This window comes from Aquincola agrisoli (assembly GCF_036621135.1).
Taxonomy (GTDB): Bacteria; Pseudomonadota; Gammaproteobacteria; order Burkholderiales; family Burkholderiaceae_C; genus Aquincola; species Aquincola agrisoli.
In genome coordinates, this window is the sequence record NZ_JAZIBG010000009.1 from 74,544 (window position 1) to 87,716 (window position 13,173).

Annotated in this window: 11 protein-coding genes; 6 read left to right on the top strand and 5 right to left on the bottom strand. The window is 71.6% G+C overall.

Features of this window, described 5'->3' with window-relative positions; translation table 11 throughout:
* Window positions 1-22: 22 nt before the first annotated feature.
* Both V4F39_RS02225 and hutH read right to left on the bottom strand, forming a co-directional pair.
* Window positions 23-985: an ABC transporter substrate-binding protein gene (locus tag V4F39_RS02225; RefSeq protein ID WP_332287605.1), complete on the bottom strand. Its 963-nt coding sequence runs from the start codon at window positions 983-985 to the stop codon at window positions 23-25.
* 28 nt (window positions 986-1,013) lie between these two features.
* A complete protein-coding gene (gene hutH, locus V4F39_RS02230; protein ID WP_332287606.1) occupies window positions 1,014-2,720 on the bottom strand; it encodes a histidine ammonia-lyase in 1,707 nt (568 codons plus the stop codon).
* A gap of 50 nt (window positions 2,721-2,770) precedes the next feature.
* Here hutH and hutC point away from each other — a divergent pair, with 50 nt between their 5' ends.
* Genes hutC through V4F39_RS02255 form a run of 5 tightly spaced genes read left to right on the top strand, consistent with a single transcriptional unit; the run spans window position 2,771 to window position 7,493 of the window.
* Window positions 2,771-3,493 carry a histidine utilization transcriptional repressor HutC gene (hutC, locus tag V4F39_RS02235; RefSeq protein ID WP_332287607.1) on the top strand — a complete coding sequence of 241 codons (723 nt, stop codon included), beginning with the start codon at window positions 2,771-2,773 and terminating at the stop codon, window positions 3,491-3,493.
* Window positions 3,490-4,140, top strand: coding sequence for a HutD/Ves family protein (locus V4F39_RS02240; RefSeq protein WP_332287608.1), 651 nt, complete (start codon window positions 3,490-3,492; stop codon window positions 4,138-4,140). Before hutC ends, V4F39_RS02240 begins: the two co-directional genes overlap by 4 nt.
* Window positions 4,137-4,937 (top strand): N-formylglutamate deformylase, encoded by an 801-nt coding sequence (gene hutG / locus V4F39_RS02245; protein ID WP_332287609.1) that lies wholly within the window; start codon window positions 4,137-4,139, stop codon window positions 4,935-4,937. Before V4F39_RS02240 ends, hutG begins: the two co-directional genes overlap by 4 nt.
* Complete coding sequence (locus V4F39_RS02250) at window positions 4,934-6,352, top strand: formimidoylglutamate deiminase (protein ID WP_378235014.1); 1,419 nt, start codon at window positions 4,934-4,936, stop codon at window positions 6,350-6,352. The genes hutG and V4F39_RS02250 overlap by 4 nt, the downstream gene beginning before the upstream one ends.
* Window positions 6,353-6,398: 46 nt before the next feature.
* Window positions 6,399-7,493: a PDDEXK nuclease domain-containing protein gene (locus tag V4F39_RS02255; protein WP_332287610.1), complete on the top strand. Its 1,095-nt coding sequence runs from the start codon at window positions 6,399-6,401 to the stop codon at window positions 7,491-7,493.
* A gap of 9 nt (window positions 7,494-7,502) precedes the next feature.
* On the opposite strand, the gene V4F39_RS02260 is transcribed toward V4F39_RS02255, so the two are convergent.
* On the bottom strand, window positions 7,503-9,959 hold the full coding sequence (locus V4F39_RS02260) for a transporter substrate-binding domain-containing protein (protein ID WP_332287611.1): 2,457 nt from the start codon (window positions 9,957-9,959) through the stop codon (window positions 7,503-7,505).
* A 184-nt stretch (window positions 9,960-10,143) separates the two neighbouring features.
* On the opposite strand from V4F39_RS02260, the gene V4F39_RS02265 reads away from it, so the two are divergent.
* Entirely contained in the window at window positions 10,144-10,836 is a 693-nt protein-coding gene (locus V4F39_RS02265; RefSeq protein ID WP_332287612.1) for a hypothetical protein, read from the top strand.
* Between the two features lie 21 nt (window positions 10,837-10,857).
* On the opposite strand, the gene V4F39_RS02270 is transcribed toward V4F39_RS02265, so the two are convergent.
* Window positions 10,858-12,132 carry a glucarate dehydratase family protein gene (locus V4F39_RS02270; protein WP_332287613.1) on the bottom strand — a complete coding sequence of 425 codons (1,275 nt, stop codon included), beginning with the start codon at window positions 12,130-12,132 and terminating at the stop codon, window positions 10,858-10,860.
* A gap of 31 nt (window positions 12,133-12,163) precedes the next feature.
* Window positions 12,164-13,141, bottom strand: coding sequence for a Bug family tripartite tricarboxylate transporter substrate binding protein (locus V4F39_RS02275; protein ID WP_332287614.1), 978 nt, complete (start codon window positions 13,139-13,141; stop codon window positions 12,164-12,166).
* Window positions 13,142-13,173: the final 32 nt, after the last annotated feature.

Sequence of the window (13,173 nt, forward strand, 5' to 3'; positions counted from 1 at the left end):
GCGAGGTGTGGCAGGCCCTGCGTTACTTGATGAACTGCGTGTCGGCCAGCTTCGTCAGGTCGGGGATCTGGCGGATGATGCCCACCTCCAGCAGCAGGTCGGCCGCCTCCTTGGTGAACTGCTGGAACTCCCCGGCGAAGAACTTCTGGTTCGCCGCCTTGTCCTGCCAGCGCAGGAACTTCTGCGAGGCTTCGAAGGCCTCGGCCGTCTGCTTGACGTCGGCGCCCATGATCTCGAAGCTCTTCTTGGGCTCGGCCTTGATCATCTCGACCGCATCGAAGTACGCGTCGGCGAAGCCCTTGGCCGCCTTCGGGTTCTCGGCCAGGAACTTCGGCGTGCAGCCGAAGGTGTCCATCACCATCGGGTAGTCGATCGTCGTGGCGATGATCTTGCCCGCCTCGGGCTTGGCGCGCACGCTCGACAGGTACGGCTCGTAGGTCATGCCGGCGTCGATGCCGCCGGTGCCGGCCAGGAACGCGTTGGCCACCGGCTGCGGCTCCAGCGTCAGCACCTTCACGTCCTTGATCGACATGCCGTTCTTCTTCAGGATCCATGCGGCGCCGAAGTACGGCGCGGTGCCGGGCGCGCTGGCGGCGAGGGTCTTGCCCTTCAGGTCGGTGATCTTCTCGATGCCCGGCTTGACCACCAGGCCATCGGCGCCGTAGCTCTTGTCCATCTGGAAGATCTGCGTGCTGGCCACGCCGTTGGCGTTCCAGACCACCCAGGTCTCGACCGTGGTGGCCGCGCACTGGATGTCGCCCGAGGCCAGCGCGAGGTGGCGGTCCTTCTGCGGAATCTTCTTGATCGTGACGTCGAGCCCGTGCTTCTTGAAGAGGCCGGCTTCCTTGGCCAGCGTGAGCGGCGCGAAGCCCGTCCAGCCGGAGATGCCGATGGCGACCTTGGTTTCCTGGGCGGACGCCATCGGCGCCACGGCGGCGCAGGCCGCGGCAACCAGGGACGCCATCAGCGCGGGCTTGAGCTTCATGGTGATTCTTTCTCTCGGGTGGGATGGGTCAGGCCGGAATCCACAGCACCGGCAAGGCGGGCAGCGTTCGCAAGATGCGCGCCAGCGCCCCGCTGGTGACGAGCGCCGTCGCGCGCTCGATGTCGGGCGCGAGGTAGCGGTCCACGTCGACGCTGGGGCACTGGCTGCGCAGCAGCGCATGCACCTGCTCCAGCGCGCCGGAGCTGCGCAGCGGCCGCAGGAACTCGATGCCCTGCGCCGCTGCCAGCAGCTCGATGCCGAGGATGTGCGCGGTGTTGGCGATCATGGGCTGCAGCCGGCGCGCCGCGAAGGTGGCCATCGAGACGTGGTCTTCCTGGTTGGCCGAGGTGGGCAGGCTGTCCACGCTGGCGGGGTGGGCGAGCGACTTGTTCTCGCTGGCCAGCGACGCCGCGGTGACGTGCGCGATCATGAAGCCGCTGTTCAGGCCCGCGTTGGCGGTGAGGAAGGGCGGCAGGCGCGATACGCCGGTGTCGATCAGCATGGCGATGCGCCGCTCGGCGATGGCGCCCACCTCGGCGATCGCCAGCGCCATCGCGTCGGCCGCCAGTGCCACGGGCTCCGCGTGGAAGTTGCCGCCGGAGATCATGGTGCCCCCAAGCTCGCTGCGCTCGCGGCCCCCCGAGGGGGCGCGACCCGGCTCGGGGCGGCCCAGCGCCGGGTCCATCGCCCCGTCTTCGGCAAACACCAGCGGGTTGTCCGTCACCGCATTGGCCTCGCGCACCAGGACGAGCGCCGCATGCCGCAACTGGTCTAGACAAGCGCCCACCACCTGCGGCTGGCAGCGCAGGCAGTACGGGTCCTGCACGCGGTCGTCGCCCTCGGCCAGCGACTGGCCGCTCCAGCGAGGCCCGCTCCCCTCGGGGGACGGCGGACGCGCAGCGCCCGACTTGGGGCCCTGGACGTGGGAAGCCCGGATCGGGCTGCCCTGAAGCAGTGCGCGGTAGTACTGCGCCACGTCGATCTGCCCGGGCTGGCCGCGCAGCGCGTGGATGCGCGGATCGAACGGGCCGTCGCTGCCGCGGGCGGCATCGACGGTGAGCGCCCCCACCACCAGCGCCGATTCGAGCACCGGCTCGAAGGCCAGCAGCGCGTGCAGCGCCAGCGCGGTGGAGGTCTGCGTGCCGTTGATCAGCGCCAGGCCCTCCTTGGCGGCGAGCTTCAGCGGTGCGATGCCGGCCTGCTGCAACGCGGCGGCGGCGGGGCGGCGGCCGCCGTCGGCGGTGAGCACGTCGCCCTCGCCCATCAGCGCCAGCGTCATGTGCGCCAGCGGCGCCAGGTCGCCCGAGGCGCCCACCGAGCCCTGGCTGGGCACATAGGGGACCAGCCCGGCGTTGTGCACCGCCAGCAGCGTCTCGATGACGACCGGCCGCACACCGGAATGGCCGCGCGCCAGGCTGGCGGCCTTGAGCGCCAGCATCAGCCGCACCACCGCCGGCTGCAACGGCGCCCCCACCCCCACGCTGTGCGAGCGGATCAGGTTGAGCTGCAGGGTGTCGAGGTCCTGCTCGCTGATGCGCTGGTTGGCGAGCTTGCCAAAACCGGTGTTGACGCCGTATACAGGAGCCTCGCCCGCGGCCGCGGCCTGCACCACGGCGGCGCTCGCCTGCACGGCAGCGGCGGCGTGCGGGGCAACCGACAGTTCGACGCCGCCGGCATGGATGGCCTGGAGCGCATCGAGCGTCAGCCGGCCGGGATCGATTTCGAGGGTCGCCATCCTGCAGACTCTATTTGTCTATACAACTTCAGGCAAGTAGGATGTTGCCCATGGCCATCAAGACCTCCCCCGCGCCCCTGCCGCCGTATGCCAGGGTCAAGCAGTACCTCAAGCGCGAGCTGGCGCGCGGGCGCTGGACGCCCGGCACGCTGATGCCCTCGGAGGCCGAGCTGGTGCAGCGCTTCTCGGTCAGCCGCATGACGGTCAACCGTGCGCTGCGCGAACTGCAGAGCGAAGGGCTGGTCGACCGCGTGCAGGGTTCGGGCACCTACGCGGCGCAGCTGCACGGGGTGTCGTCGCGGCTGACCATCCGCGACCTGCACGAGGAAATCGGCGCGCGCGGCCACGAGCACCGCGCGGTGGTCCACCTCAAGCAGGCGGAGCGCGCCACCGCCGAACTCGCCCACCAGCTCGGCATGGCCGAGGGCGCGAAGGTGTTCCATACGCGGATCGTGCACCTCGACAACGGCGTGCCGCTGCAGTGCGAGGACCGCTACGTCAACCCCGCCTGCGCGCCCGGCTACCTGGGCGTCGACTTCGAGCAGACCACCCCGACGAACTACCTGCGCACGGTCGCCCCGACCTGGGAAGCGCACTACGCGATCGAGGCCAGCCCGCCGACGGCCGAGGAGGCACGGCTGCTCGGCATCCGCCGCGACGAGGCCTGCCTCGTGATCGTGCGCCGCACCGAGAGCCGCGGCGTCGGCATCACCCTCGCGCGGCTGGTGCACCCGGGCTCGCGCTACCTCATCGAAGGCCACTTCAAGCCGTGACCGCCTCGCTCATCCCCCTGCACGCGCAGGCGCCCCTGCCCTGGCGCAACGGGGGCGGGCACACGCGCGAGCTGCTGCGCCGGCCGGCAGCAGGCGCCAGTCCGCAGGACGACGGCTGGGCCCTGCGCATCAGCGTGGCGGACGTCGAGCGCGACGGCGACTTCTCCGCCTTCCCGGGCGTGCAGCGCTGGTTCGCGATGCTCGAAGGGGCCGGCGTGCTGCTCGCGCTGCCGGCGGGCCGCGTGCGGCAGACGCGCAGCGACCCCCCGCTGGCCTTCGATGGTGCGGCGGCGCCCGGCTGCCGCCTGATCGACGGGCCCACGCGCAACCTCAACGTGATGGTGCAACGCGGCAGCGGCGTGCTGCGCACGGTGGTGCCGGGCGTCGAATGGTGCGAGCCCTTCGAGGCGCGCGGCCTGTTCGCGCTGGCCGCCGGCACCTGGCGGGCCGCCGGCGGCGAGGCCGTGCCGGTCGCGCCGTTCACCCTGCTGTGGCACGAAGGCGGCGCCCCCTGCCGCTATGACCCCATCGCGGACGATGGCGGTGGCGGCGACGCCGGCCCGTGCGGCTTCTGGATCGGGCACAGTCTGCACGGCGCGCCCGGCGGCCCGGACGTATGCCGCCACACGCGCAAGGAGACAGCATGACCGATCACACCGTGTTCACCCTGCACCCGGGCCGGCGGCCGCTGCTGGTCAGCGTGCCCCATGCGGGCCGGGAGATCCCGCCCGAACTGCGCGGGCGCTTCGTGCCGCGCGCGCTGGCCGTCGAAGACACCGATTGGCACCTCGACCGGCTGTACGGCTTTGCGCAGGAATTGGGTGCCAGCCTGCTCGTGCCGCACTTCAGCCGCTACGTGGTCGACCTGAACCGGCCGCCCGACAACACGCCGATGTACCCGGGCGCAAACAACACCGAACTCTGCCCGACCCGCTTCTTCACCGGCGAGCCGCTGTACCGCGAGGGCCAGGCGCCCGGCGACATCGAGGTGCAGCAGCGCGTCGACCTCTTCTGGCGCCCCTACCACGAGGCGCTGGCGGGCGAACTGGCACGGCTGCGTGCCGAGCATGGCCACGTCGTGCTGTTCGACGGCCACAGCATCAAGAGCGAGCTGCCCTGGCTCTTCGAAGGCACGCTGCCGGCGCTCAACCTCGGCACGGCCGGCGGCACGGCCTGCGACCCGTCGCTGCGCGACGCGCTGGCCGCGGTGCTGGCCAGCCAGACGCAGCACAGCCATGTGGTCGACGGCCGCTTCAAGGGCGGCCACATCACCCGCTTCTACGGCGCGCCCGCCCGGGGCGTGCACGCGGTGCAGCTCGAGATGTGCTGGCGCTGCTACTTGGAGGAAAGCAGCCCCGCGGAGTGGCATGCGCTGCGCGCCGGCGAGATCACGCCGCTGCTGCGCCGCCTGCTGCAGGCCATGCTCGACTGGAGGCCGGCTTGAGCGTGGCCGCCCGATGGTGGGCGCCGCGTGCTTGGCTGCCCGCCGGCTGGCATGACGGCGTGCTGCTGGCCGTCGACGCGCAAGGCCATTGGGCCGAGGTGCGGCCCGGCGTGGCCGAGCCCCCCCCGGACGCGCAGCGCCTCGCCGGCCCGGTGCTGCCGGGCTTGGTCAATGCGCACAGCCACGCCTTCCAGCGCGCCTTCGCGGGCCTGGCCGAGCGGCGCGAGCAGGCGGCCGATGACTTCTGGAGCTGGCGCGACCGCATGTACCAGGTGGCGCTGCGCATCACGCCCGGGCAACTGCGCGCGATCGCCACGCACCTGTACGTGGAGCTGCTGCGCGGCGGCTACACGCAGGTGTGCGAGTTCCATTACCTGCAGCACGACGAGGACGGCAGCCCCTACGGCGACCCGCTCGCGATGAGCTGGGCGCTGGCCGATGCCGCGGCCGACGCCGGCATCGGCCTGACGATGCTGCCGGTGCTGTACGAACGGGCGGGCTTCGCGCAGCCGGCGCTGCGGCCCGACCAGCGGCGCTTCGCGAGCACGGCCGAGGGCATCTGGGCCACGCGGCAGCGGCTGGCCGCATCGGGCCGCCCGCTGCTCACCGCAGGCCTGGCGTTGCACTCGCTGCGCGCCGCGCCGCCCGAGGCCATCGGCCGGCTGCGCACGCTGGCCGAGGGCTTCGACGGGCCGATCCACATCCACGTGGCCGAGCAGACCTCGGAGGTCGACGACTGCCTGCGCCACACTGGCCAGCGGCCGATCGAATGGCTCGCGCGGCAGGGGCTGCTGGATGCACGCTGGCAGCTCGTGCACGCCACGCACACCACGCCGTCCGAGATCGACGCGGTGGCCGCGGCCGGCGCCGGCGCGGTGCTGTGCCCCAGCACCGAGGCCAACCTCGGCGACGGCCTGGCCGACCTGCCCGGCTGGCTGGCGAGCGGGGCCCCGCTGGCGCTCGGCTCCGACAGCCACGTGACACGCGCCTGGCGCGAAGAGCTGCGCCTGCTCGAATACGGCCAGCGCCTGGCACGCCGGCAGCGCAACGTGAGCGCCGCCCCCGAGGCCGGGCAGCCGGCCACCGCCGAGCGGCTGTGGGCGCGTGTGCAGGCCGGCAGCGGCGCGGCGGCCGGCCTCGGCCCCTGGGGCCTGCAGGCCGGCGCGCGGGCCGACCTGCTGGTGGCCGACCTGCAGGACCACGCGCTGAGGGGCATCCCGCCCACGCACCTGCTGGACGCGCTGGTGTTCTCCAGCCCGGGCCGCCCCTGGCGGGACGTGATGGTGGCGGGGCGCTGGGTCGTCAGCGCACACCGGCATGCGGGAGCGCAGGCGGTGGCTGACAGCTTCGCGGAGGCGATGTCGGAGATCTGGGATATCCGCAAAAACGTCGCCGCGCCGGGCCATGCCGTCTAGGCGCAGCCCCACGAAGCCACCGTCGGCACCGGGTTTTGCCGCGCTGGTGGCCAGCATCCGCCAGGTGCACCAGGAGTGCGCCAGCCAAGCCACGCGGGCCGTCAACATCAGCCTGACCTTTCGCAACTGGCTGATCGGTGCGCACATCCACCACTACGAACTGCAGGGCGCGGACCGGGCCACCTATGGCGACCGGTTGCTGGCCGAACTGTCCGAAGCCTTGCGCAGCCATGGCGTCAGCAACAGCGGCCGGCGCCAGCTCTACGGCTACCTGGCGTTCTACCGGGCCTACCCGCAGATTGTGCGGACGGTGTCCGCACCATTCGCAGCGCTGCAGCCGGCGCCGCCGCGCGGCGAGAAAGTGCGGACGCCGTCCGCACAATCGCCGGCCGTGTCCGCAGCGTACCCGGCACTGCTCGTCAACCGCCTCTCATACAGCCACTTCGAACAACTGGTGGACCTGGACGACAAGCAGCAGCGCGCCTTCTATGAAGCCGAAACTCTGCGCGGCACCTGGTCCGTGCGCGAACTCAAGCGCCAGATCGCCACGCAGTACTACCAGCGCAGCGGCTTGTCCACGAACAAGGCCGCGTTGTCGAAGCGCGCCCATGCCAGCGCCGAGCGGGCCGCACCGCAGCAGCTCATCCGCGACCCCTACGTGTTCGAGTTCCTGGGCCTCAAGGCCCAGGAGGTGGTGACCGAAGGTGAGCTCGAAGACGCCCTGCTCGACAAGCTCCAGGCCTTCCTGCTGGAGCTGGGCCACGGCTTCTGCTTCGAGGCACGGCAAAAGCGGCTGCTGATCGGCGGCGAGCACTTCTTCGTGGACCTGGTCTTCTACCACCGCGTGCTCAAGTGCCATGTGCTCATCGAACTGAAGAACGACGCCTTCCGCCACGAGCACCTGGGCCAGCTCAACAGCTACGTGGGCTACTACCGGCAGCACGAGATGAGCGACGGCGACCAGCCGCCCATCGGCATCCTGCTGTGCACGGGCAAGAACACCGAACTGGTGCAGTACGCGCTGGCGGGCATGAGCAACCAGCTCTTCGTGTCACGCTACCAGGTGCAGTTGCCCGGCAAGGAGGAGATCGCGGCCTTCCTGCACAAGGCCGTCGAGGAGCTGGGCGGCCAGGCCGGCTGATCGATGCGGTCAGCCCGGCGCCACGCAATCCGCCGCTGCCGGCGCATCCACTCCCGCCGTCGGCGCCCGCCTCAACGGCAGCTGCAGCGCGAAGGTGCTGCCCGCGAACGACGACTCGGCCAGCTCGATCGTGCCGCCCATCGCCGACACGATGCGCGCGCAGATCGACAGCCCCAGCCCCGCCCCGCGCCGCGAGCGCCGCCCGGCTTCACCCTGCGTGAAGGCGCTGAAGAGCTGCGCGACATCGTCCGCCGCGATGCCCGGGCCGGTGTCGGCCACCGTCACGCGCAGCACCAGGCCCGCCGGCCCCCCCCGCTCGACGGCGACCGCCATCTCGACACTGCCCTTCACGGTGAACTTCACCGCATTGCCCACGAGGTTCTGCAGCACCTGCGTCAGCCGCACCGCGTCGCAGTGCACGCGCAGGTCCGGGGCGAACCGCAGGCTGGCCTGCAGCGCCAGGCCCTTGAGCTCGGCCTGCACGCGCCACGGCGCCAGCGCGGTGTCGATGACCTCCTTCAGCAGCACCGGCGCGGGCTGCAGGTCGAGCCCGCCCTGCAGCATGCGCTCGAAATCCAGCGTGCGTTCGCACAGGTCCAGCAGGCCGCCGGACGACGCCCGCATCGCGCCGAGCAGCTGGCGCTGCCGGTCGGCCCCCATCGCGCCCGCCTCCAGCAGGCCCAACCCGCCGACGATGCCGCCCAGCGTGCCGCGCAGTTCGTGGCTGAGGTAGGCGGTGAAAGCCGCGCGGGCGGCCACCTGCTCCTCGGCCAGCCGCCGTGCATCGTCGAGCGTGCGCTGCGCCTGCCGCAGACGCCGGTTGCCGATCCACAGGCTGCCGATCACCAGCCCCGCGAGCGCGGTGCCGGCCGCGCCGATCGCCAGCACGCGCCCCCAGGGCACGCCCTGGTTCAACTGCACGCGCAGCCACCGGTTGTCGATCGCCGCCCGCTCCGCGGGCGTCATCGCATCAAGGCCGGCGCGCAGCACGCCGGCCATCTCCGGCAGACTCTTGCGCACGGCGAAGTACAGCTCGCTGTCGCCCTGCGGCACGGTGCCGATGGTGCGCAGCGCGCCGGCATGCCGTGCCTCGAGCAGCTCGTTGACGACCTTCATGTTGCCGATCGCCAGCTCCGCATCGCCGCGCCGCACGGCCTGCAGCACCTCGGCCTGCGTCGCGTACTCCTGCAGCGCGAGGTTCGGGTGGCGCGAGCGCAGCAGCGGCAGCAGGAAGTGCTCGCGCAGCAGCGCCAGGCGCCGGCGGCCCGGTGCGTCGAGGCCGGCGTCGAGGTCGCGGTCCGAGGCCGCGACGACCACGGTCGGCACCCGCAGGAACGGGCCCACGAAGTCGAAGTCCCGTCCGCGCTCGTTGTTGCGGGCGGCCGCCGCGATCACGTCGATGTCGCCGCGCAGCGCCCGCGCATAGACGTCGGCGAAGCTGCCGCTTTCCTCGACCGCGACGATCAGCCCCACCTTGCCGGCCACGGCCCGTGTGATGTCGGCGGCCAGGCCGTCGAAACCGCCGGCCAGGCTGGTGAACGCGATCGGCGCGAAGGCCGCATCGAACCCCACGCGCAGGCTGCCGTGGGCGCGGATCCATGCCCGCTGTGCGTCGGTGAGCGTGGTCTGCGGCCGCACGTCGGCCCCGAGCACGCTGCGCGGCAGCCATTTGGCGGCCACTGCGGCGATCTCGTCGGTGCCGAGACCGGCGACCGCCTGGTCGAGGATGGCCGCCAGCTCCGGCAGGTCCTTGCGCACCGCCGGCCCGAGCGCGGTGCCCGGCGTGGCGATGGCGCCGCGCAGCGCGAGGTTGGCCGTCAGGTGCTTCTCCATGTAGTACACCGCGACCTGCCGGAAGCCTATGAAGACGTCCGCCTCCCCGCTGGCGACCGCCAGCAGCGCCTGCTCGGCCGAGTCGTAATGCTGCACACGGGCCTGCGGGTAGTGCTCGGCAAGCAGTTCGGCCGCCGTCGACAGGCGCTCGGCCGCGACGCGGTAGCCGCTGAACCGCGCATCGGCGGTGACGTCGCCCAGGCGCCGGTCGGCCACGTAGACCATCTGCGTGGAGAACAGCGGCCGCACGAAGTGCAGCAGCTCGCGCCGGGAGGCGGTTTCGGCAGTGAAGGGCGTGAGGTCGATCTCGCCCCGCTGCATGGCCTGCAGCGTGTCGCCGAAGCGGGCGTAGCGGTGGTACTCCATGCGCAGGCCCGCCCGCTCGGCCAGGCGGTTCATCAGCTCGATCACGAAGCCTTCGTAGCGCCCCTGCCGGTCGGCGAAGTAGTAGGGCGGCGACTCCGTCGACATGCCCACGCGCACCACCGGGTGCCGCGCGATCCAGGCGTGCTGTGCGTCGGTGAGGTGCAGCGGCGACCGGGCGGCGGTTGCGGCATCCTGCGCCATCGCCTCGCCAGGGAGCAGGAACAGGCCGCACACCAGCAGCGCCAGGGCGCCTGTCGATCGCAACAACGGGAGCAGGCCAGGCACGAGGTAAGGCATCGATCCATCGCGGGCTGAAGCGCGGTCGCCGTCGTGGGCCGCATCGGCGCGGAAGCTTAACAGCCTGATACAAGTTGAGCCTGCGCCCCGCACGCTCGTTACAGGTCTGCACGGGCGTATCGAAACGTGTGGAGGGGGGTTGTAGGCTTGCGGGATGTTCAGCAGATTCAAGCCCGTTCCCTTCGACCCCTACGGCCGCCGCCGCCAGCGCCGGCTGATCCCGCCGTGGCTGTGGCTCTGGCTCAGCGGCGTGGCCATCGGCGGCGCCGGCGTGGTGGTGGTGCAGCAGAAGTACCTGCCCCCGCGGTTGTCCGCCAGCGAATCGGCCGCGCTGCGCACATCGCACGAGCAGGCCAGCGCACAGCGCGACGCACTGCAGCGCCAGCTCGCCGAGACCACGGCCAAGCTCGACGCCGCGCAGAAAGGCAGCGCCCAGGCGGCCGGCACGCTCGAGTCGAGCCGCGCCGAAGTGGCGCGGCTGCGCGAAGACCTGGCGGCGGTCGTCGCCGCGCTGCCCTCCGACCCGCGCGGCGGCCGCGTCGAGATCCGCGCCGGGCAGTTCAAGGCGACCGGTTCGGCGCTCGACTACGACCTCGTCCTCACGCGCGACGGCCGCAGCAGCGGCAAGCCGATGAGCGGCGTGCTGCAGCTCGTGGTGGCCGGCGAGGCCCGCGGCGCGGAATCCACCGTCAAGGCGCCGCCGGTGACGATCCAGATCAACGGGCACCAGGTGGTGCGCGGCAGCGTGCCGCTGCCCGACGGCTTCACCCCGCGCGAGACGACGATCCGCATCCTCGACCGCCCGGCGGGCGAGCAAGTCGGGATGCGGGTGCTGCGGGTGCGGTAGCCCGCGGAGGCGCGGCGCGCCTCAGAACCGCGGCGACGTGCCCGCGAAATCCGGCTGGTACTTGCGCATCTGCGCCAGGTCATCGCGCTGCCTCACGCCGCAGGCGAGGTACTGCTCGTGCAGCCGGGCCAGCGCCTCGCGGTCGAGCTGCACGCCCAGGCCGGGCGAGGCGGGCAGCCTGACGGCGCCCTCATCGAAGGCCACGCGACCGCCGGCGATCACCTCCTCCTCCTGCCACGGGTAGTGCGTGTCGCATGCATAGCCGAGGTTGGAGACGCTGGCCGCCACGTGGGTCATCGCCATCAGGCTGATGCCCAGGTGCGAGTTGGAGTGCATCGAGATGCCCAGGCCCCACACCTCGCACATGCGCGCCAGCTCACGCGTGGCGCGCAGCCCGCCCCAGTAGTGGTGGTCGGACAGCACCACCTTCACCGAGCCGAGCGCCACGCCGCGCCGGAATTCGTCGAAGGTGGTGACCACCATGTTGGTGGCCAGCGGCAGCCGCGTGTGGCGCGCCAGCTCGGCCATGCCTTCGAGGCCCGGCGTCGGGTCTTCGTAGTACTCCAGCAGCTCATCGAGCTCGGGCGCGGCGGCGATGCTGGTCTGCAGCGACCAGTTGGCATTGGGGTCGAGCCGCAACGGCATGCCGGGGAAGGCTTCGCTCAATGCACGGATGCAGGCGATCTCGTGCGCGGGCTCGAACACGCCGCCCTTGAGCTTGATGCTGCGGAAACCGTAGAGGCCGATCATGCGCCGCGCCTGCTCGACGATCTGCGCCGGGCTCAGGCCTTCGCCCCAGGCGTCGGGCGCGTAGGGCTTGCCATGGTGCTCGGCGTACTTGAAGAAAAGGTACGCGCTGTAGGGCACACGGTCGCGCACCGCGCCGCCGAGCAGGTCGACCACCGGCGCGCCGACGATCTGGCCCTGCAGGTCGAGCATCGCCACCTCGAACGCGCTGATCACCTTGGCCGCGTTCTTCGCGCTGTGCGAGCCCGGTGCCAGCGTGAACTCGACCGCGCCGGCCACCGGCCGCACGGTGGCGCGCACCCGCTCCTCCATCACGTTGAGGTCGAACGGCGAGAGCCCGACGATCACCGGCCGCGCCTGCGCCAGCACCGCCAGCATCGGCGCGTCGCCGTAGGTCTCGGAGATGCCGATGCGGCCGTCGGAGGTCTCGAACTCCAGGATGGCGCGCAGCGCCCAGGGCTCGTGGATGCCGGCGGCGTTGAGCAACGGGCCGTCGCGGAAGGCGATGGGCGTGATGCGGATGTCGGTGATGCGGATGTCGCGGCGCATGATCGTTGGGGGGGGTGTCGGGGCTGTGGCGTCAATCGGCGGACGCGCCGGACTTCTTGACCAGCGCGGCCCACCGCGGGATCTCCTTCTGCATCAGCGCAGCGAGTTCCTCGGGGCTGCCTGCGGCGATCTCCATGCCGAGCTGGCCGCCCAGCTTGGCCTGCACGTCGGGCTGCCTGAGGGCCTTGGCGATCTCGCCGTGGAGCCGCTGCACCACGGGCCTGGGCGTGCCCTTGGGCGCGTACACGGCCTGCCAGGACGACATCTCGAAGCCTGGCACGCCGGCCTCGACCATCGTGGGCGTCTCGGGCGAGAGGGCGATGCGCTTGCCGGTAGTGACCGCCAGCAGCTTGAGCTTGCCGGCCTGCAGCAGCGGCAGCGCCGCGGTCATCTGGTCGAACATGAAGGTGACCTGGCCGGACGAGACGTCGACCATCGCAGGCGGCGTGCCCTTGTAGGCCACGTGCGTGAGCGGGATGCCGATGAGGTCGGCGAACATCTCGCCGGCGAGGTGGGTGGAGGTGCCGGCGCCGGACGAGGCGAAGGTGCGCTTCTTCTCGTCCTTCTTCAGCAGCGCGATCAGCTCGGCCACCGAGTTGACGCCGAGGTTCGGGTCGACCAGCAGCACGTTGGGCAGGAAGGCGATCAGCGCCACCGGCTCGAAGTCCTTCACCGGGTCGTAGGGTAGCTTCTTGTAGAGGCTGGCGTTGATCGCGTGGGTGCTGATGGTGCCGCCGAACAGCGTGTAGCCGTCGGCCGGCGCCTTCGCGACGTAGCTCGCGCCGATGCCGCCGCCCTGGCCGGGCTTGTTCTCGACCACCACCGTCTGCTTCAGCGACTCCTGGAGCTTCTGGGCGATGGTGCGGCCGACCACGTCGGTCGAGCCGCCAGCGGTGAAGGGCACCACGTAGGTGATCGGCTTGGCGGCCGGCCACTCCGGCGCCTGGGCACCTACCGAAGAGAAGGCGCAGGCACAGGCGGCCGCAAGCAGGGCGGATCGGCGATTCATGGGGTTGTCTCCGTCAGGGGATGTCGTTGGGT

What these genes read in the sequence shown, in the direction of transcription:
- V4F39_RS02225 (WP_332287605.1), bottom strand. Translation starts at nt 985, where the DNA reads ATGAAGCTCAAGCCCGCGCTGATGGCGTCCCTGGTTGCCGCGGCCTGC.
- hutH (WP_332287606.1), bottom strand. Translation starts at nt 2,720, where the DNA reads ATGGCGACCCTCGAAATCGATCCCGGCCGGCTGACGCTCGATGCGCTC.
- hutC (WP_332287607.1), top strand. Translation starts at nt 2,771, where the DNA reads ATGGCCATCAAGACCTCCCCCGCGCCCCTGCCGCCGTATGCCAGGGTC.
- hutG (WP_332287609.1), top strand. Translation starts at nt 4,137, where the DNA reads ATGACCGATCACACCGTGTTCACCCTGCACCCGGGCCGGCGGCCGCTG.
- V4F39_RS02265 (WP_332287612.1), top strand. Translation starts at nt 10,144, where the DNA reads ATGTTCAGCAGATTCAAGCCCGTTCCCTTCGACCCCTACGGCCGCCGC.
- V4F39_RS02270 (WP_332287613.1), bottom strand. Translation starts at nt 12,132, where the DNA reads ATGCGCCGCGACATCCGCATCACCGACATCCGCATCACGCCCATCGCC.
- V4F39_RS02275 (WP_332287614.1), bottom strand. Translation starts at nt 13,141, where the DNA reads ATGAATCGCCGATCCGCCCTGCTTGCGGCCGCCTGTGCCTGCGCCTTC.